Source organism: Halomonas sp. GT (assembly GCF_002082565.1).
Taxonomy (GTDB): domain Bacteria; phylum Pseudomonadota; class Gammaproteobacteria; order Pseudomonadales; family Halomonadaceae; genus Vreelandella.
On sequence record NZ_CP020562.1, the window covers coordinates 1,841,442 to 1,861,073 of the forward strand.

At 50.3% G+C, this 19,632-nt stretch carries 19 protein-coding genes and 1 tRNA gene; 13 read left to right on the forward strand and 7 right to left on the reverse strand.

Going from position 1 to position 19,632, the window contains the following annotated elements:
- Window positions 1–13: 13 nt before the first annotated feature.
- The 3 genes from B6A39_RS08580 to gloB form a co-directional block, all read right to left on the reverse strand.
- Window positions 14–1,894 carry an extracellular solute-binding protein gene (locus B6A39_RS08580; RefSeq protein ID WP_083003975.1) on the reverse strand — a complete coding sequence of 627 codons (1,881 nt, stop codon included), beginning with the start codon at window positions 1,892–1,894 and terminating at the stop codon, window positions 14–16.
- Between the two features lie 219 nt (window positions 1,895–2,113).
- Window positions 2,114–3,319 (reverse strand): transglycosylase SLT domain-containing protein, encoded by a 1,206-nt coding sequence (locus tag B6A39_RS08585; protein ID WP_083003978.1) that lies wholly within the window; start codon window positions 3,317–3,319, stop codon window positions 2,114–2,116.
- Between the two features lie 29 nt (window positions 3,320–3,348).
- Window positions 3,349–4,116: a hydroxyacylglutathione hydrolase gene (gene gloB, locus B6A39_RS08590; RefSeq protein ID WP_083003982.1), complete on the reverse strand. Its 768-nt coding sequence runs from the start codon at window positions 4,114–4,116 to the stop codon at window positions 3,349–3,351.
- Window positions 4,117–4,228: 112 nt separating this feature from the next.
- Between gloB and B6A39_RS08595 the strand changes: the two genes are divergently transcribed.
- Genes B6A39_RS08595 through nudC form a run of 4 tightly spaced genes read left to right on the forward strand, consistent with a single transcriptional unit; the run spans window position 4,229 to window position 7,010 of the window.
- Window positions 4,229–5,026, forward strand: coding sequence for a class I SAM-dependent methyltransferase (locus tag B6A39_RS08595; RefSeq protein ID WP_083003985.1), 798 nt, complete (start codon window positions 4,229–4,231; stop codon window positions 5,024–5,026).
- On the forward strand, window positions 5,019–5,498 hold the full coding sequence (gene rnhA / locus B6A39_RS08600; protein ID WP_083003989.1) for a ribonuclease HI: 480 nt from the start codon (window positions 5,019–5,021) through the stop codon (window positions 5,496–5,498). The genes B6A39_RS08595 and rnhA overlap by 8 nt, the downstream gene beginning before the upstream one ends.
- Window positions 5,486–6,238, forward strand: a complete 753-nt coding sequence (gene dnaQ / locus B6A39_RS08605; protein WP_083003993.1) for a DNA polymerase III subunit epsilon — start codon at window positions 5,486–5,488, stop codon at window positions 6,236–6,238. Before rnhA ends, dnaQ begins: the two co-directional genes overlap by 13 nt.
- Window positions 6,231–7,010 (forward strand): NAD(+) diphosphatase, encoded by a 780-nt coding sequence (gene nudC, locus B6A39_RS08610; protein ID WP_083003998.1) that lies wholly within the window; start codon window positions 6,231–6,233, stop codon window positions 7,008–7,010. The genes dnaQ and nudC overlap by 8 nt, the downstream gene beginning before the upstream one ends.
- 23 nt (window positions 7,011–7,033) lie before the next feature.
- Here nudC and B6A39_RS08615 read toward each other — a convergent pair whose 3' ends face one another.
- Window positions 7,034–7,345 carry an SCP2 sterol-binding domain-containing protein gene (locus B6A39_RS08615; protein ID WP_083004001.1) on the reverse strand — a complete coding sequence of 104 codons (312 nt, stop codon included), beginning with the start codon at window positions 7,343–7,345 and terminating at the stop codon, window positions 7,034–7,036.
- A 135-nt stretch (window positions 7,346–7,480) separates the two neighbouring features.
- Between B6A39_RS08615 and sohB the strand changes: the two genes are divergently transcribed.
- Window positions 7,481–8,527 carry a protease SohB gene (gene sohB, locus B6A39_RS08620; protein ID WP_083004006.1) on the forward strand — a complete coding sequence of 349 codons (1,047 nt, stop codon included), beginning with the start codon at window positions 7,481–7,483 and terminating at the stop codon, window positions 8,525–8,527.
- 11 nt (window positions 8,528–8,538) lie between these two features.
- Here sohB and B6A39_RS08625 read toward each other — a convergent pair whose 3' ends face one another.
- Window positions 8,539–8,859 (reverse strand): ArsR/SmtB family transcription factor, encoded by a 321-nt coding sequence (locus tag B6A39_RS08625; RefSeq protein WP_083004010.1) that lies wholly within the window; start codon window positions 8,857–8,859, stop codon window positions 8,539–8,541.
- 286 nt (window positions 8,860–9,145) lie between these two features.
- Between B6A39_RS08625 and B6A39_RS08630 the strand changes: the two genes are divergently transcribed.
- The 3 genes from B6A39_RS08630 (at window position 9,146) to B6A39_RS08640 (ending at window position 12,752) form a co-directional block, all read left to right on the forward strand.
- Window positions 9,146–11,062, forward strand: coding sequence for a propionyl-CoA synthetase (locus tag B6A39_RS08630; RefSeq protein ID WP_083004014.1), 1,917 nt, complete (start codon window positions 9,146–9,148; stop codon window positions 11,060–11,062).
- Between the two features lie 159 nt (window positions 11,063–11,221).
- Window positions 11,222–11,890, forward strand: coding sequence for a 7-cyano-7-deazaguanine/7-aminomethyl-7-deazaguanine transporter (locus B6A39_RS08635; protein ID WP_083004018.1), 669 nt, complete (start codon window positions 11,222–11,224; stop codon window positions 11,888–11,890).
- 55 nt (window positions 11,891–11,945) lie between these two features.
- Complete coding sequence (locus B6A39_RS08640; protein WP_083004022.1) at window positions 11,946–12,752, forward strand: alpha/beta fold hydrolase; 807 nt, start codon at window positions 11,946–11,948, stop codon at window positions 12,750–12,752.
- A 15-nt stretch (window positions 12,753–12,767) separates the two neighbouring features.
- Here B6A39_RS08640 and B6A39_RS08645 read toward each other — a convergent pair whose 3' ends face one another.
- Both B6A39_RS08645 and B6A39_RS08650 read right to left on the reverse strand, forming a co-directional pair.
- Window positions 12,768–14,153 carry a 3'-5' exonuclease family protein gene (locus tag B6A39_RS08645; protein ID WP_083004026.1) on the reverse strand — a complete coding sequence of 462 codons (1,386 nt, stop codon included), beginning with the start codon at window positions 14,151–14,153 and terminating at the stop codon, window positions 12,768–12,770.
- 25 nt (window positions 14,154–14,178) lie between these two features.
- On the reverse strand, window positions 14,179–15,348 hold the full coding sequence (locus B6A39_RS08650) for an ABC transporter substrate-binding protein (RefSeq protein ID WP_083004030.1): 1,170 nt from the start codon (window positions 15,346–15,348) through the stop codon (window positions 14,179–14,181).
- Between the two features lie 147 nt (window positions 15,349–15,495).
- Here B6A39_RS08650 and B6A39_RS08655 point away from each other — a divergent pair, with 147 nt between their 5' ends.
- From B6A39_RS08655 to B6A39_RS08675, 5 genes are all read left to right on the forward strand, one after another.
- Entirely contained in the window at window positions 15,496–17,202 is a 1,707-nt protein-coding gene (locus B6A39_RS08655) for a potassium/proton antiporter (RefSeq protein ID WP_083004033.1), read from the forward strand.
- A 58-nt stretch (window positions 17,203–17,260) separates the two neighbouring features.
- Window positions 17,261–17,351: transfer RNA gene (locus B6A39_RS08660), tRNA-Ser, on the forward strand.
- Between the two features lie 374 nt (window positions 17,352–17,725).
- Window positions 17,726–18,139, forward strand: coding sequence for a hypothetical protein (locus B6A39_RS08665; RefSeq protein WP_083004036.1), 414 nt, complete (start codon window positions 17,726–17,728; stop codon window positions 18,137–18,139).
- A gap of 357 nt (window positions 18,140–18,496) precedes the next feature.
- A complete protein-coding gene (locus B6A39_RS08670; RefSeq protein WP_083004039.1) occupies window positions 18,497–19,171 on the forward strand; it encodes a hypothetical protein in 675 nt (224 codons plus the stop codon).
- A 32-nt stretch (window positions 19,172–19,203) separates the two neighbouring features.
- Window positions 19,204–19,611, forward strand: a complete 408-nt coding sequence (locus B6A39_RS08675) for a hypothetical protein (RefSeq protein ID WP_083004043.1) — start codon at window positions 19,204–19,206, stop codon at window positions 19,609–19,611.
- The last annotated feature ends 21 nt before the right edge of the window (window positions 19,612–19,632 follow it).

Sequence of the window (19,632 nt, forward strand, 5' to 3'; positions counted from 1 at the left end):
TATGTTGGATGAATCAGCGGCGTCGATGACGGCGTTGTAGTTCTGCTTCTCGATCGGTGTTTACCCACCAAGCGTCTAAATCCATGGCATAAGCCGGAAACGGTTCTGGGTAGCCAAATTTATCCCACACAGCAATCCGCGTCTCGCCTGAATGATAATGAGGGATTACATAAAAGCCCCAACGCAGTACTCGATCAAGCGCTTGCGCAATGGTGTCCAGCGTTTCGCGATCGTTAGCACGAATGAGTTGCTCTACTAGTGCGTCAACAGCAGGGTGGGCAAGAGCCATACGATTACGACTTTGTGGTGCTTCTGCGGCAGCACTGGTCCAATAGTCGCGCTGTTCATTACCAGGATTGTTAGACTGCGGGAAGTGGCTGATAACCATGTCGTAATCGTAGCTGCGCACACGATTAAGATATTGATTTATATCGACAATGCGTAGCGACGTTTGAACCCCAAGACGTGCCATATTGCGTAGCATGGGTTGCACAACACGCTCCAGGCCTGAGTCGTAGAGCAGTACTTCCAGGGTAAGCGGCCGGCCTGTTTCACCGTGCACCAGCACACCATCTTCTACGCGGTAGCCAGCGTCGAGCAGCAGGTCAAGCGCAAGCCGCAGGCGTTCACGGAGTTCTGTAGGGTGTTCAATGGGCAGCGGGTCAGTGAACAGTCGTTCTGAACGATGGGAGTCCATCAACGCTTCCCGAAAAGGTTCGAGTAGCGCAAGCTCTTCTTCTGACGGCGCTCCAATAGCTTCCATTTCAGAATTCTGAAAAAAGCTTTCCGTGCGCCGATAGGTGTCATAGAAGATATTAGTGTTGAGCCAGGGGAAATCGAAAGCGAGGCTTAGCGCTTCTCGAACCCTAGGGTCTTGAAACTTCTCTTTGCGCAAGTTGAAGACAAACGCCTGCATCATGGAGGGATTAACATCGGGCACGGTAATCCGCTTAATTAAGCCATCTCGGTAAGCAGGAAAATTATCGTAGCCAATGGCCCAAGTGGCAGCGCGCGCATCGGTTCGAAAGTCAGTGAGACCGGCTTTGAAGGCTTCCCAAGCAATGTCACGGTCTCGGTAATACTCATAAACCACATGGTCAATATTGTAGCGACCAACATTGACGGGCAAATGTTTACCCCAATAGTTGTCATCTCGCTGATAAACAATTCGTCGCCCTGGATCTACCTCGCTAATGCGATAGGGGCCTGATCCCGGATGTGCATCCAAGGTCGGAGAGGAGAAATCCCGGGGCTCCCAGTAGTGGCGAGGTAAGATGGGCAACTGGGCCACAATCAGTGGCAGCTCGCGTGACTCAGTGTCGTTAAATTCAAAGCGCACTTGATGATCATTCAAGGCAATCGCGTGTTCGACACCGGCGTAATAGCTACTGTAGAAGGGGTTGCCTTCTTCACGCAGCAGATTCAGCGAGAACACCACATCATAGGCCGTTACGGGTTCACCATCCTGAAAGCGTGCCTCTGGGCGCAAATCGAACTCTATCCACCGGCGTTCCGGATCCAGACGAACGCCTTCTGCCAGTAGCCCGTACAAGCTAAACGGCTCGCCAGGATTGCTCGCCATCAGCGAGTCGTAAATCTGAAAAACTCCCGTAACAGGCGTGCCACGAATAATAAACGGGTTGGTAGAGTCGAAACTGCCGCCCACGGCGGTATGGGTGATTGTTCCACCCTTGGGAGCGGACGGATTAACATGGGGGAAATAGGCGAAGTCGGGAGGAAGCTCTGGGCTATTATAGAGCGATAGTCCGTGCACAGTCTCAACGGGGACAGAGGTGTTGTTTTCGGCGACGTTTTCAGAAGCCAACAGCGATAGGCTCAACAGCAAGCCGCTGGTTAACAAAAGTGCTTTGATAAACAACCCACCACGTGGCATTGGTAACTTCCTGTAGCAACGAAGGCTTAGTAACTGAGTCTTAGTAACTGAGTCTTAGTAACTGAGTCTAGCGACTGGGCTTAGAAACTAGGCATTGAGCCATAGGCACAGCTGCTGAGTCACAGTAGCGGCGCTAATAGTAACTGAGACAAAGCCAAGAAGGACTAATTAAGACTGCGTTTTAAACCTAGTTAACAAAGCCTGGTTAGATTTCCCAAATTACCGTCCTGAGAGCGTCAGCATTTGACCTGGCTTTAGTGCCTCTGGGCGTTCAATAGCATTCCACCTAATCAAATCTTGTTGGGTGACATTATAGCGTGACGCAATCAGCGATAGATTATCGCCACTTTCAACGCGGTGAACGCTTGGCGTGCTGGTTGATGCTAACGAGGTGTTGTTTGATTGCGAAAGCTGAGCTAACACCTGAGTGTCGACTTCTTCAGGCACAAGTAACGTCTGTGCGCTGCGTGGATCGAGGCTGCCATTGAGCAAGCCAGGGTTTAGCTCGGCCAGCGCGGATTGACTGACATCCAGAAGCTGAGAGGCCTGCGCCAGGCTAACTGGCTGCTCCAACTGAACTTTTGCAAAAGCAGGATCAGGATGAATGTCAGGAAGTGCAACTCCGTACTGCTCTGGATCGTTGATGATCGTCGCAATTGCTTTAAGTTTAGGAACATACTGCATCGTTTCGTGGGGCAGTGATAGTTCCCAGTAGTCGCCTGTAAGGCCTTGGCCCTGAGCTTGGCGTTGCGCGCGGTTAACGGTGCCAGCACCAGCGTTATAAGCCGCCAGCGAGAGCATCAAGTCTCCTTCGTACCACTCATCGGCCTGCATTTCCAGGTAATCAAGCGCTGCTGCGGTAGACGACACGACGTCTAAACGCCCGTCGTAATTGCCGTTGCGAACCAAGCCTAATGCATCTCCAGTACCTGGCATAAACTGCCACAGCCCAGCGGCTCCTCGATGGCTTCGGGCGCTTGGATCGAAAGAACTCTCGACAAACGGAATCAGCGCAATTTCACCAGGAAGACCGCGCTCGCTCACTTGCTGGGTGATCCAGGCAAGCCAGGGGGTTGCTCGTTCCGTGATGGCGGCAATATTTTGCGGGCTGGAGCGATAGTACTCTATCCACTTGTCGACACGTGCTTGGGCATCGGCAGGAAGATTTTTTTCCTGCCACTGGAAGCTCTCACGTAGTGTGCTCCAGGCATCTTGGGGTTGCAGTTCTAGTGCTTCCCAGAAGTGATGCTGAAAGGCATTGGGTCGGAAGTTGGGTGAAGCGGGCGCGTCATTGAGGGCGCTGTCAGGTTGGTATGCTTCGGTAGTAGAGGCTTGAGAGCTGGCCGCTGCGGCTAAAAACAGGCTCACAATAAGAGTGCTTCCAGCGCTTAGTAATAAGCGCTGGCGAATCGTTCGATAAGTCATAGTCGGTTCGTTTTTACTCGATAGCGTTCTTAAAAACGGTTCTTCCACTCGCGTAACGTGGAGAACGTGGCGAGATCATCATCATTGACCCCTTGCGTACCTACTGCTTGACGCACACTATCAGTGCTCACGCGCAAGTAGGGGTTGATCTTCAGCTCGCGTCCTATCGTGCTGGGTAAGGTAGGTCGGTCTAATGCCCGAGCCTTCTCACACTCCTGTAATGCAAATTTAACGTCTTCGTTATCAGGGTCTGCAGCACGAGCAAATGTTAGATTCGCTTCCGTATATTCATGCGCTGCAAAGACCAGCGTATCCTCTGGGAGTTCCGCTAATGTTTGAAGAGATGCAAACATTTGCTCTGGGGACCCCTCAAACAAGCGGCCACAACCACCGCAAAACAGGGTGTCACCGCAGAAAAGTAGCGCAGGAATTCCTGGAGTGAAGTAGCTCACGTGATCTAACGTATGCCCTGGCGTGGCTATGACTTCAAAAAGTCGCCCCATAATACGAACTTCATCGCCGTGCTCTACCTGTTCATTAATACCTTCAATAGTAGGGTTTGAGGGACCAACGACCCGAGGCGAGAAGCGTTTAATCAACTCTGAAAGGCCACCCGTATGATCATGATGGTGGTGAGTGATTAAAATCGTATCAAGCATTAAGGATTCACGCTCAAGAAACTCAATGACAGGCGCCGCTTCACCGGGATCCACCACGCAAACGCTTTGACTGGTATCCTGTCTTAATAGCCAAATGTAGTTATCGCTAAGTGCGGGAATCGGTGTCACGCTCATCATGGGCGAGATCCTTTGAAGTTCAAAAATAGATGCTCAGTTAGTCGCTATTGAACGCACTAACGTTCGCATTGAAAACGTTAAAAAGCATTTACTGTGGAGGGAAGCGCTGTTCATGTCAACTTCGTCAACGGCAACTCGGCTCGCCCAGCAGATGGCGGAAGGCCAAGCGTACTGGCAATCAGAGGCTGGCCGTTCGCTATGGGAAACGCAGCGAGCGTGTTTGGGGCCGCTGGTTGAAGGGCGCAAAGGTGGTCACAGTTTAGAGATGAGCATGGGGCCCACGTTGATGACGATGTCGGCCATTCCACATGTTATTCGATGGTCACCGACGAGAGTAACTGCGGAGTCCTCGTCCACATTAGTATGTCCACCAGACCACCTTGCTTTACCAGACCGTAGTTTAGATGTGGTGGTTATTCATCATTGGCTAGAGCATCTGCCTGATGCCCATCACACTTTACAAGAGGCTGCTCGAGTAACGTCAGATAGCGGTGTGTTAGTCCTCTTTGGCTTTAATCCGATAGGGTTGAATGGATTAACCCAGCGTTGGCGTAAGCAGCAAGGAAATTTCCCTTGGAGCGGGCAGTGGCGTACGGCTAGCCGTTTGCGCGATTGGCTGGCGTTTGTCGATTTTGACGTAGAACGCGTAGACTACTGCTGTTTTCGGGGGCCGATGAGCACCACCTGCGGAGAGCGCTGGGAAGCGTTGGGACGCAGGCATAATTTACCGTTGGGTGAAAGTTACATGATTCAAGCGCAGCGGCGACAGCGCCATGCGCCGGTAGAGCGTCTTAAATTCGGGTTGCGTGCACCGGTCACTCCCACTTCTTTGGGAGCCACACGAACTGGCGTTTCTGCGCGATACCACTCAGGTCAACGTCGTTTAGAAAAGGATAGTGAAAGTGAGTAAGCAAGCAACCGATGGGTTGCCTCGCGTTACGGTGTATACCGATGGGGCCTGCCGAGGAAATCCAGGCCCAGGCGGCTGGGGTGTAGTGCTACTAAGCGGGCAGCATGAAAAGACGTTAAAAGGCTTCGAAGCAGATACTACTAACAATCGTATGGAATTAATGGCAGCCATTATGGCGTTGCGAACGCTAAATAAGCCATGTGAAGTGGCCCTCTGGACCGACTCCCAGTATGTGCGCCAGGGAATTACTCAATGGATTCACAATTGGATTAAGCGAGGCTGGAAGACGGCGGCCAAGCAACCGGTTAAAAACGCTGAGCTTTGGAAAACTCTTCACGAGGAAACACAGCGACATCGTGTCGATTGGCACTGGGTAAAAGGGCATAGCGGGCATCCCGGTAATGAGCGCGCCGATGCGTTGGCTAACGAAGCCATTGATGAGCATAACAGGAGAGCAGCATGCGCCAAGTAATCTTGGATACGGAAACAACCGGTATCGACCCAAAAGATGGCCACCGATTAGTGGAAATTGGTGCCGTTGAAATGATTAACCGGCGGTTTACAGGGCGCTCCTATCATCAATATATCAATCCTGAACGGCATATTGATGCTGAAGTCGTGGCGGTTCACGGTATTGATGATGCCAAGGTGGCTAATGAGCCAGTGTTTGCCGAAATAGCGGATGACTTCTGGGCATTTATAGCAGGGGCGGAGTTGGTGATTCATAACGCCCCCTTCGATGTGGGGTTTATTGATCATGAGCTGACAATGCTAAACCAGCGGCGTCGGTCACCCGCTTTAGGCCCTGTTAGTGAGCATTGCCGCATTCTTGATACGTTGGTGATGGCCCGCCAGATGCATCCAGGCCAGCGTAATAGTCTTGATGCGTTATGCAAGCGCTACGATATTGATAACGGTCATCGCGTGCTGCACGGCGCATTGCTCGATGCTGAGATCTTAGCCGACGTTTATTTAGCGATGACCGGCGGGCAAACGGCGTTGACGCTTGATTCAGAATCATCGTCCGGTGAGCAGCAAAATAATCAAGCTAATGAAGGGCTATCGGTTCAGCGTTTAGCGTTGACGCCAGGGCAATTAAGGGTGGTCCGGCCTAGTGAAGAAGAACGCGCAGCCCACCAAGCTAAGTGTCAAGCACATCAGTTACATTGGTTCGAGGGCGGTTTGACTGAAGGTAATCGTTCCGATGCTTAGACGTGAAATTCCCCATTATGCGCGAGAAGGTCGTGTTATTCGTGTGTCCCGAAGTCATCTAGCGCCAGCACCACTGGCTCAAAGCGGCGAGTTGACGCCGTTACAGCCGACTCAACCTTGGGATGAACGGATGCAGCCACTGTGCTATTGGCACGATGAGCCGGTGGCGCTCTCTGTGGAAGGTAAGCCGGGTGAGGACTGGATAGATGGACGGCAGTGGCTAGGGGAGTTACCTGCTTCCTGGTTCAGCCTGCTATCGACGGCACTTCAAGTCGGCGCTTGGTTGGAGAACCATCGTTTTTGTGGGCGTTGCGGTGAGAAGGCAACCAAGTTAGAAGCTGAGTTTGCAATGCATTGCCATGCCTGTGGGCATCGTAACTATCCGCGTATTTCTCCCTGCATTATTACGCTAGTCACCAGTGGGGAGGCGATGCTTTTAGCACGAAGCCCAAGATTCCCACCCGGACGTTACTCGACGCTTGCGGGCTTTATTGAGCCTGGAGAGTCTGCTGAAGAAGCGGTGCATCGTGAGATATATGAGGAGGTAGGCGTGCATGTGGAAAAGCTTCGCTATCATCAAAGCCAAGCGTGGCCATTTCCGCATTCACTAATGTTTGGTTTTTTTGCCGAAGCGACAACGCGGCGCATTCACATTGATGGTGTGGAGATTAGCGATGCTGCTTGGTTTTCGCCAAGGCAGCTACCTTCATTGCCGCCGCCGTACTCAATTTCACGTGAACTTATCGAAACACATCTCGCCCGCTGGCGGTGAAAGCCGGCGGGCGAGAACGGCCATTATTTGCTGGGAAACAGGCTGGTCAACTTAGTGGCCAGCATAACATTACCGGTGGCTTTTAACTTGCCTGTCATGAAGGCAGTCATACCATTGACGTCTCCGCTCATAATGCCTTTTAGCGTATCTGTACTCATGCTAAGGCTCACAGAAGGATCGTCGTGCTCACCTTCGTGTACGTCCAGAGTCCCGTCTTGGATAACCATATAATGGCTGCCCGCGTCAGAGAAATGAAATTGAAATACCTCATCCATGCCTTTGGCGGCTTCTGGATTAAAGCGAGACTGAAGTTTATCTAACGTGTTCGATGACATAATAAATTCCCAAAAATTATTTGGTCGTTAACCAAGCAGGTTTAAGGCGTTAGGCGAGTTTTTTACGACGCTAGAGGCGAGGTTATTTTAAACAAGTGTTTTAATCAAGCTGGATTGTCGAGTAGGAGATAACGTATGAGCGAATGGATTGTAGAGATGGGCACGTTTTTAATTCAAGCCACTTTGTTGATGGCGATGGTAGGCATCGTGCTGGCGCTAATGTTGCGTAATAAGGAGAGTGGGGATAATAGCCTTAAGCTAAGCGTTGAGTCACTCAATGATCAGCGGCGCTCCCGTGGTCGCAGGCTGCGCGTTACAACGACAGAGCAAGGTGCAAGGAAAAAACTGATAAAAGCGTTTCGCCAAGAAGAGAAAGCAAAGCACAAAGCCGCCAAGCAAAGTAAAGGAAAGGCTCGAAACGCTCAAAAGGTTTGGGTGTTGGACTTTCATGGTGATCTCAAGGCTTCGCAAACTGAACAGTTTGCACAGGAAGTTTCTGCGATTATTGATGTTGCCGCAGCCGAAGATGAAGTTGTCGTACGGTTAGAGTCGGCGGGTGGGCTTGTGCATGCCTATGGCTTAGCGGCAGCGCAGCTTGACCGTCTTCAAGCAGCAGGTTTAACCACAACGGTATGTATCGACAAAGTAGCCGCCAGCGGCGGCTATATGATGGCGTGTACGGCTAACCATATTAAAGCTGCGCCGTTTGCGGTGATTGGCTCTATTGGCGTTGTGGCTCAGGTGCCCAACATCCATCGATTGTTAAAGCGTAATGATATTGATGTTGAACTGCTGACGGCAGGTAAATACAAACGCACATTAACCGTGTTAGGGGAAAACACCGACGAAGGTCGTGAAAAGTTTATTAATGACTTAGAAAATACCCATCGGTTGTTTAAAGAGTACGTTTCTCAGCATCGCCCTGACATGGACATTGATGCACTAGCGACGGGTGAAATTTGGTACGGCAGTGAAGCGCTTGAGCAGAAATTGATCGACAGCGTCGGCACCAGCGAAGCGTATTTGGTAGAGCGTATGGCGCAAGCCCAAGTATATAGCGTGAAGCTTGAACCGCCGAAAACCTTCAGCCGTAAGGTCGGCTTGGCAGTGTCGGCGGGCGTCGAGCAAGCGATTGTTAAAGGGCTTGGTTTAATCGATGCGGCTGGTTGGCAGCGTCGATAGGCGCTAGGCGTTTAGGCAGCGTAATGGTGTGCCAAGGTGTCAATAATCGCCTTGGCGCTTTCACTGCTTAATGAGTAGTAAATGGTTTGCGATTCGCGGCGGGTGTCGACCAACTGATCGCGGCGCAAAATGGCTAAATGTTGGCTTAACGCGGACTGGCTCAGCTCCAATTGCTGGTTGATTTGAGTGACTGAGAGCTCTTTTTCTGCCAGTAGGCAGAGTATTTGGAGACGTTTTTCGTTTGCCAATGCTTTAAGTAGATTAGTGCCCGCCTCAATGGCGTGGCAATCATGTTCAAGCAAACGGGCAGCGGCGCTAGTAGAAGCAGACATGAGGATCTCCTTGCCTACACTGTTGTGACAGCGTTGTTATAGGTTATTTAGGCATCGTCGCGTCGCGAGGATCAGTTGTTGAATGATCAGTAATTTAGCGGTGTTTGTCCAAGCACTGGTTTAACGATCTATCAATGGTAGTGAGGTGGCGTTTTGTCGACAATGATGTGATGCATGTAGCGCTTTAGTCGCGGTTTATCCCATAGTATGAGGGTGTGACGGCTATTTTCTTTATAAAGTGTCAACAATCGTTCGCTTTCATTGACACAATAAAGGCAAGCCCACCATGAGCCTCTATCAGCAAACTTATCAGCAATCTGTCGAAAAACCCGAAACATTCTGGGCTGAGCAGGCCAAGCGACTGCCTTGGTTCAAATTTCCTTCCACTATTCTTAGCTATGACGATCAGCAACATGCTCGCTGGTTTGAAGATGGCGAGCTGAATATTTGCTACGCGGCGATCGATTATCACGTTGAGCAAGGCAGGGGCGACCAGCCTGCTATCTTATGGGATTCTCCCGTTACCCAAACAAAGCAAACCATTACCTATCAAGTGTTGCGTGATCGAGTCGCGCAGTTCGCCGGAGGGCTTGCTCGCCTTGGTGTGACAAAAGGGGATCGAGTGGTTATTTACATGCCGATGGTGCCTGAGGCGCTCATCGCAATGTATGCCTGCGCTCGATTAGGGGCGGTTCACTCGGTGGTATTTGGTGGCTTTGCACCCCACGAACTGGCGGTGCGCATCGAAGATGCTGAACCAAAAGTAGTAATTGCTGCTTCCTGTGGCATAGAAGTAGATAAAGTGCTTCCTTACAAACCTATTGTTGATCAGGCCATTTCACTGAGCAGTTTCAAGCCGGATGCCTGCGTTGTTTTTCAACGTGAAGCCCACCGTGCGGAACTTCACGAAGGCGACCATGACTGGCAAGCATTGATAGCGGATGCACCGTTTGCTGATTGTGTTCCCCTAAAAGCGACCGATCCACTCTATGTTCTTTATACTTCTGGCACGACAGGTAAGCCCAAGGGGGTTATGCGAGATACAGGCGGATACGCGGTAGCATTAGCCTATTCGATGGAAGCAATTTATGCCCTGAATCCTGGCGATGTGATGTTTACGGCGTCGGATGTAGGGTGGGTAGTAGGGCACTCTTATATTGTGTATGCGCCGCTGCTAAGAGGATGTACCACAATAGTGTATGAGGGAAAACCTGTTAAAACACCTGATGCAGGCGGCTTTTGGCGGTTGATTGACGAGTACAAGGTTAAAAGTTTTTTCACTGCACCCACTGCCTTTCGTGCAATCAAAAAAGAAGACCCTGATGCCAAGCTGCTAGCTAATTATGATATCAGCAGTCTTGAACACTTATATGTAGCCGGTGAGCGTTTAGACCCTCCGACGTTTCATTGGCTCGATGACCTGCTGGATGTGCCGGTAATCGATCATTGGTGGCAAACTGAAACCGGCTGGCCTATTGCGGCAAACTTACCTGGCATTGAGTCTGCGCCCACCAAAGCAGGCTCGGCTACCTTCCCAGTGCCTGGCTTTAACGTGCAAATTTTGGATCGTGACGGTGAACAAACAGACCCAATGCAGCAGGGCAGCGTGGTCATAAAGCAACCGCTTCCACCTGGTTGTCTTACCGGTATCTGGCGTGATCCTCAGCGTTTTCATAGTGCCTACATGGCAGCCTACCCAGGTTATTACCTCACTGGCGATGGTGGCTATTTCGATGAGGACGGGTACTTATTCATCATGGGTAGAACCGATGATGTGATTAACGTTGCCGGGCATCGGCTTTCTACCGGCGAAATGGAAGAAATCGTCGGTGCGCACCCTGCAGTGGCTGAGTGTGCCGTGATTGGTATTCACGATGAGCTAAAAGGCCAACTACCCATTGGACTGGTGATCACTAAAGATGGTTTCGATGGCGATGAAGCAACGCTTGAAGCAGAACTCATCAGTCGAGTACGCGAGCACATTGGGCCGATTGCTTGCTTTAAGCAGGTGTTGGTCGTCAATCGATTACCTAAAACCCGCTCGGGTAAAATTTTGCGCAAGTTACTGCGTAATATTGCCGACGGTAAGTCGTTCGGCATTCCCTCAACCATTGATGATCCGACTAGCTTAGAAGACGTGCATGCGGCGATGCGCGAGCGTTCTGTCGGCGCGTCGGATCAAGCTAAGTCGCTAGACGTTTAGGTTAAAATGTTGCTAATAGCGTAATGAATAAAGTCGCCCAGGCAGGTGGGCGACTTTAATTACCTAACGGAAGGCGTATAATGCGCGCCCCAGTGGCGTTTACCGCGCTTAAATGAGGGTTCCCTAACCCCTCGGACTTGCAAAAAAAGGCCAACCTGCATGTTTGCATTGACTGACACTCAGTACCGCCGTTGCCTACTGGTAATGGTCGCGTTTCATATTGGTATCATTGCCGCCAGTAACTACTTGGTTCAATTACCATTTACCCTGTTTGGTTTCCATACTACCTGGGGGGCGTTCAGTTTTCCCTTTATCTTTCTTGCAACTGACTTAACGGTTCGTTTGTTCGGGAAAGGGCCTGCTCGCTCAATCATATTGCGCGTCATGTTTCCGGCGCTAGTGATTTCCTACGTTGTTTCAGTGATTTTCCCACGGGGAAGCTTTGCCGGTATCGAAGCCTTGGGTGAATGGAATTTATTCGTTGCCCGTATCGCGTTAGCTAGCTTCCTTGCTTACGTGCTAGGCCAGTTACTCGATGTTCAAGTATTTGACCGTCTTCGTCAGTGGGCGTGGTGGGTAGCCCCCGTTTGCTCTACCGTATTGGGCAATCTAGCGGATACGTTTGCTTTCTTTGCGACCGCATTTTATAACAGCCCAGACCCTTTCATGGCCGAACATTGGGTAGAAATAGCGGTGGTCGACTACGCCATTAAGCTAGGCATTAGTTTATTATTCTTCCTGCCTTTATATGGCCTGTTGTTAGCGTGGCTAACGCGTCGGCTAGTCGTGTGGACAGGGCAAACTGACGCATCGCCCCGAACCGCATAACGGCTAGGCTTAACGACCAAGCATAAAAACCAAGCGCAACGACTGAGGAGCCTGCATGACTGATGATGCCCGTGTTGATCTTTATGTTATCGATTTACCTGACGAATCAGGCAGCGACGATCAACTGCCTATTGTAGTGATTCACGGTTTGTTGGGTAGCGCTGATAACTGGCGTTCGCATTTAAAGGTTTGGCATCGCAGCAGGCGTGTCGTTGCTGTGGATCTTCGCAACCACGGTCGTTCACCTCATGCAGAAGGTATGAGCTATACCGCTATGAGCCAAGACGTATTAGCGACGCTAGATAAGCTTGGGATCGAACGCGCACATGTATTGGGACACTCCATGGGCGGGAAGGTGGCTATTACGCTGGCGCGTATGAGCCCTGAACGCTGTGCGTCACTGATGGTGGCCGATATCGCTCCGGTAGCTTATCAGCATGGCCACGACGATGTGTTTGCTGCACTCGAACGGGTAGCCGCGGGTAAACCCACTAACCGCCGTGAAGCCGACGCCTTATTGGCCGAGCATGTTGACTCCCGTCCAACTCGACTGTTTCTTGCCACCAACTTAGTGCGCAATGAGCAAGGTGAGATGGAAGTGCGGGTTGGGTTGGATGAGATTCAACGTGGTTATGAAGCGATTATTGGAAAGCCTGATGGTGATCGCGCTTTCGAAGGGCCGACATTGGTGCTTAAAGGCGCTGATTCGCACTACATCGCAGATGACATGCTACCAGCACTGCGTGAAGTACTGCCACGCGCAAGAGTAGTGACACTTAAAAACGCTGGGCATTGGCTTCACGCCGATCAGCCAGAAGCGTTTCAGCAAGCCGTTGATACATTTATTGCCGCCCATTCGTAGCCTTACAAAGCAAGGTTAGAGCGGCAACACCGTCAGGTTATGCCGCTCTGGCTCACGTAAAAAGCGGTTTAGGATGCGATAGGTATCTACATCAAATTTGACAGCGACGCCTTTTAGTCTCAGTGCACGCTGTTTGGTCGTGGCGCTGCCTAAATAGCACCAGTGATCAACTACATGATGGCTGGTTGGACCGTTTTTACAGCTTTTCTCGCGAATAATGATTCTCCCCGGCCAGGGCCATGTTTTTACTTGAAAAGATACTAGCGCTTCTTGGGCGCGCTGCGTGTGGCTTTCAAGTGTCTCCTGTCCACAGCAGGCGCCTCGACACTTGCCTATCTGATTAGCAAAACACCGTCCTGTTCCCTTATCTATTCCTAGCACTTGTGGGCAAAGCTGATGTGTTTCGGCAATATTGCGCAGCGCATCTTTAGCTTCTTTAGCACTGCGAAACAGCCCAAATAACTTTCCTGGCTGAGGCTGGCTGATCGCTTTGCCGCTGACCAGGGTTGGGCAAGGTTGGTTGGTTGGCCAATACCAAGTTTTTAAATGCCCCTGGCGGCGGAGCTGGCGGTTCATAATTGGCATCAGCTCTTTGACCAGTTGAGCTTCTCTCAGCTGGGCACTTAAATCGCCAGCGGTTTCTTCCCACTCAACGTGCTGTATTTGCTGGGCAAGGCGCATCTCTTTGTCGTCTTGATGGTCGCGTTGGAAATGGCCAAGCACGCGGCTGCGTAAATTAATACTTTTGCCAACGTACAACGGAAGGCGGTTGTGACCATAAAACAAATAAACCCCTGGTGAAGCAGGAAGCCCGGAAAGCTGTTCACTGGCTAAGTGTGCGGGCAGGCTTCGGTGGCGTTGTTCGTCGGTAAGTGCGGCTTGCCAGCTGGCAGCATCAAACTGTTGCTGCCAGGCTTTCCACAACTGCCAAAGAGCATTGGCATCGTCCTCTGCCCGATGCTGGCGGGCTTGTTGAATGTTGAAGTTAGCCAATAAAGCTCGAAGATTGTGCTTGGGCAGTTCAGGCATTAAACGGCGAGAAATGCGCAGTGTGCAGCAGAGCTGCGGCTGATAGGCAATATCGGCACGTTTGAACTCGTTGCGCAAAAAACTGGCATCAAATCGAGCATTGTGGGCTACAAGGCACTCTTCACCGAGCCAGTCGCGCAAGCTGTGCGCAATGGCTTGAAAAGGCGGTGCATCAATCAGCATGTCATCATAAATGCCAGTGAGCTGGCTGATGTGAGAAGGTACGCTGGCACCAGGGTTAATCAGGCTGACCCAGCGATCCGTAATGAGACCATTCACGACCTTTAATGCAGCAATTTCAGTAATGCGATCACGTGTCGCACGGGTGCCCGTCGTCTCAACATCAATAAATATCAGTGGTGTATTGCTCATGGTGCTTTCGTTTTACTACTTTGTTTTAGCGTACATCAACCAACGCATGAGGATTGACGGCTAGTCGAGAAACCGGCAATGCTGTTTCGGTAATTCCAGCTTGCTCAAGATAGTGCTCGAATGATGCATAACGCCGGTCATCAAGAGCCGCCGGGCTAATGGCAATGCGGCGTAATAGGTCGTCCCAGGCGGCTTCGTTAATCGCATTATCCAGTACAGGATGGCTGCTAATCAGCAGTGACCACGCTGCTTCCGGGTTTTCGATAATCCAATTGCTCGCCTCTTCCAAGGCAATAAGGACACGTGACCAAGTGGCTGATCGTCTTGTTACTGTGTCGCTATTTGCCAGTAGTATCAAACCGTCATGACGCGGAACGTCAATATCGTTATAACGCACGGTGTGGGTGACAATGCCATCTGACGCCAGTTGTTGAGGCAGCGTGAGATAAAAGCCATCAGCGATGGCATCAACACGGCTTTCTCGCAGGGCGCTGGCAGCATCAAAATGAACGCTCTCAGGCGGGTTAAAGTCGTCGATTTGGCGAAGCGAGATAGGTACCAGTTGATCTACCAGCACATCACGCCCTTCGCGGGTGGAAAATCCATAGTGCAAGCCTGCAAGCTGATCGGTAGTTTCGTTTGTTGGGGCGTTTCCCGCCACGATGACAGCATTTAGTGGCGTCTCAATCAGCGTGCCGATTCGGGTGATAGCGGCACCTTCGTGAGCATGTAAATGCAACAACGGCTGGCGCGTTAACGCCAGATCAACTTCTCCTGCCGTCAATAGCTTGATCGCAATGGATGGGTCTGCAGGCGTTAATAATTCAAGTTCAAGTCCTTGGGCAGCAAATAGACCGCGCTGCTTCGCCACAATTAAAGCAGCGTGCTGAGGGCTGATATACCAATCTAGCATTAGCAGGAGCTGCTTTAAGGGCGGCGGATCTAATGGCGGTGGGGGAGTTAGCGCCATGCTAGGCGCGTCTTCCTCTTGTTCCACCGCTTCCTCTAATGCTTCGTTGTCCGAAAGTGGCCATAAGTCCGCAGGCAGTGTTACCTCGCTGTTCAGCGTTAGTGGTTCACTATTATTAACTGCTCCATTTTCTTTGTTTGCGTAAGTGGCTGAAATTGAAAATAATAAAAAAATGCTCAATGTGACAAATACAAGTGAACGGGCACGCAAAAAAGCGTTCAACATAACCTTAACTCCAGATGGTATGACGCCGGAGTTTAGCTGTGAGGTGAAGTATCTGGCTAGCCCCTGTAAGCGACAAGCCGAACAAGCTCAGTAAATTGTACGTTGGCATGTAATAATAGAACGGCATTGATGGTGAGACGGAGAGACATGGACGCAATTTACACGTTCTTCTTAGTAGGCGGTTCCCTGATGGCGCTCAGCATTTTAGCGAGCCGTCTTTCTTCAATGATGGGAGTGCCGCTGCTACTGATTTTCTTAGGACTTGGCATGCTGGCGGGGGAAGAGGGCCTGCTAGGGGTTGAGTTTGACGATTACACCATGGCGTTTACGATTGGCCATCTAGCGCTCGCAATGATTCTGCTGGATGGCGGCCTTCGCACTCGATTAAAAACGTTCCGTGTCGGCTTTAGGCCAGCGCTCTCGTTAGCCACCTTTGGCGTCTTTATCACCAGCGCTATTGTTGGTGTCATTTCCATGTGGGTGTTTAATCTTTCCCTAGTACAAGGGTTGCTTGTTGGGGCAATTGTTGGCTCCACCGATGCAGCAGCCGTGTTCTCGATGCTTAGCGGCCGTGGGGTTAACCTCAACGAGCGGGTAGGGGCCACGCTCGAAATCGAATCGGGTACCAACGACCCGATGGCCATTTTCCTCACGCTAATGTTGGTCGAGCTGTTGGTTGGCGATATTGGCGGCATTGGCGAAACACTGCTGTTCTTCATTTCCCAGTTTGGAATTGGTTTAGTTGTTGGTATTGGTGGTGGCTGGCTAAGCGCTAAGCTGCTGCGTTGGTTAGATCTAGCCCCCGGCCTTTATGCCATGCTAGCGCTGGCGCTTGGGTTCAGTGTGTTTGGATTAACCAGTGTGCTGGGCGGTAGCGGTTTCTTGGCCATTTATTTAGCAGGGTTGATGATTGGTAATCAGCCTGGGCGGCACCTTAACTTTATTCTTCCGGTACACGACGGGCTGGCTTGGTTGAGTCAGATTGGTTTGTTCCTGGTGTTGGGCTTACTCGTCACTCCAAGCCAGCTCTGGGACGTGGCATTGCCAGCAGGGCTAGTTGCGCTAGCACTGATTTTTGTTGCGCGGCCCCTGGCGGTGTTGATCACCATTAAGCCGTTTTTCAAATTCCGCTGGCGAGAGACTTTCTTTATTGCCTGGGTTGGCTTGCGGGGCGCGGTGCCTATCGTGCTGGCTATCTTCCCGTTAATCGGCGGAGTGGAAAATGCCTCGCTGTACTTTAACGTAGCGTTTGCGGTGGTGTTGATGTCGCTGCTTATTCAGGGCGGCTCGCTAACATTTATGGCGCGATGGCTGAAAGTAGAAGTACCTGTAGGCACCACGCCGAACCGCCGAGGGCCGCTTGGCATAATGCCGGAAAATGATTTTGAGATGTTTGTTTATGTGGTCGAAAACGAAGACTTAGAAGATGTTCCTATTCGGCTGCTGCGCTTCCCTTCGGGCGCATTGATTTCGGCGCTTTTTCGCCACCACGTCATGCTGCATCCTAAAGGGAGTACGCGGCTAAAGCTTGGTGATGTCATTTGTGTCATTGGTCGCACCGAAGACCTCGTCGCGCTCAACCGTCTATTTAATGGCGATGCAAAGCTCAAACAAGAGCGAGCCTTCTTTGGTACTTTCACCTTGGATGGCGAAGCGCAAATGCAAGATATTGCCCAAGCCTATGGTTTAACCTTAAGCCCGGGTGAGCAGGACATGACGCTTGCGGAGTTTATTTCGCTACGTGTCGGCGGCCACCCAGTAGTAGGCGACGATGTCGACTGGCATGGCATTCACTGGGTAGTTAGTGAAATGGAAGGCGGTAATATTACTCGAGTTGGCTTAAGGCTCTACTAATTAACCGGAAAGGCGTTGACTTCCAAGGGAAAGCTGTTATTATACGCACCCATAAGCCGGAGGGATGGCAGAGCGGTTGAATGCACCGGTCTTGAAAACCGGCATAGGTTAATAGCCTATCCAGGGTTCGAATCCCTGTCCCTCCGCCAAGTATTACGAATAAGCCGCTGATTTCAGCGGCTTTTTTGTGTCTGTAATTTAGTCAGCCCATACCTCAGCCCATACTTTGGTTTTGGCTTTCACTGAATAGAAACAAACCTCTCTGGACGCTCTCTCTTCGTAAGTCGTTTTTTGATACTCACCTCCATGGCTCAACTCCCTCAAAAGCTTCACTGATGCACGCTCGTGAGGGCGAGGTGACAGCCTCTCTTCTTTCAGATAATGTCCTCTGAAGAGTTTTGAATGGTAGCCACTGGCTGGTAACGACCCAAAGCGGCCATGCCGACAAAGACAGCGGGCGCGGTTTTTTGAGTATATGGGGTATTCTCGATGAATGGTGTTATGTGCTTAAAGGTGGCGGAAGATGATCATAATTAAGACTAAAGTTACAGCTATTGTATTCCTTGTATTAATGGCATTTTCTATCCATGCTCAAGCCGCCGACGAGGACCACATCCGATCAAACCTTGCAGCCGATTATGCACAGTGTTGGAGTTACTACGCGATTACTTCTGAAGGCGTACGTCGCGGCGGGCAGAACGACTTGGCCGAGCAATTCACTGCTCTTGCGAATGAAGCATTCCTAAAGGGGGTTACCCTTAGTAATGCTGAGGTCACAAAGGCTAGGGCGGAGATGGCACGCATGCAGCAGTTTAATGAAATCCGTAGTGATTTTTCAAATCTTGAAATCCTATTTGTAAAGTATAATCAACTCTGTAATGGATTAATGGCTGACCCAATAAGCCGTGAAGAGTATGGGAGGCGTAGCGGGCAGTAATGTTTGTTAGAAAAAGTGGCGAATAACTCTAGATCAAACAGGCGCGCTATCGACCCTGAGCGGACTTCGCTGAGACCGGATATTCATAAGTACCTTTGGCTCACAATGCGCGTTTTTCTGGTTGGGTTTGAAATACAAATGTTTGGTTTTCTGGAGCGGCTTTTTCAAAGTTTTTATGAAACAAGGTGTTAGGGGAAAGCTATTGATGATTATGTGCAATATCCAAAGGATGGTGAAAATGTTAACGCGCATGCGGCATTTATTTCTCTAAATTTCAATGCATTATAACTATATGGTCAGGATGGTGGTGGCCAGAAAAGCACGCATGCGCACTAATAAACTGTTACGTGAAGCCATATGGAAAGATTTGAAACATATACCCGCTTAGGTGGAGATGATAGGTTTAGATGGATTGCCGAGAGTAATCTAGACACGTTTGAGGAAATCGACCCAAAAGTGAAAAAGCTTTGGGCTGATATTTCATCATTGCTATCAAGCTGTGATGACCCCGAAAATCCTCCAGCCGAATACTACACGCTCCATATAGAGCTAGATCCTCTGGAGGAGGCTAGAGACCAGTCATGTATTATTGCTGTTGTGTTCACGGCGATGTACTTTGAGGCCTTTATTTATGACTATGCTGCATCTTGTTTAGGAGATAAGTATTCGAAAGATCACTTGGACAAATTAGACTTCGTATCGAAGTGGCTAGTTATCCCTAAACTGATTACTGGAAAAGAGATATCTAAGTCTGGCCAAGCTTATGAATCATTGAAACGCCTCCACAAAGATCGAAACTCTCTCGTGCATCTGAAATCAAGAGAAATGAATTTCGATAATGAAGAATTGGCAAGTTATATGAAGGCGCGTGAACAAGATATTCAAGAATCAACGAAAAACTGTAGGAAAGCGTTAAGGTATGTAATCCAAGAGCTTTTGGCAATTGACCCAGATCATCCAAAGGTTATCTTGGCGAGTCAATCACGTAACAAGTCAAAGCACTCAGACGCAGCTAGCTGCGCCGGTGTTTGAAGCGTTATGAATTACGAGAAAGGTGAGCCATCGTGCCAATTGAGTTGCCAGTAGAGTTACGGTTCCCGATGGGAGGAACAACTCCGTTAACCGACAGAGCGGTTCAAGACTTTATTAGCCTTGCGCGAAAGGCCTCATCTAGCACCATTGGTCGCCAACAGATTATTGAAAAATTTAAGGAATTTTTGGCTGTTGCGAGTGGTGATCAGTACGCCAAAAGCTCTAGTTTGTCGTGGGCTGAGTCAGACCTAGAATATCACGCTGACAGAGCTGCATCCGACGCACCTGGTTTTATCGCCGCCTTCTGCGATGCATGTGAGGCACTTGAAAACTGGGGAGTAGCTGTTCCCGGGCACCAATACGTTAACAATATCCTTGAGAAACATTCGGTTCCGTTTAGAGTCATCGATAATCAGCTGATGGCCACTGATGAGCACTGAAGTGGCTATAGTTTCCCGGAC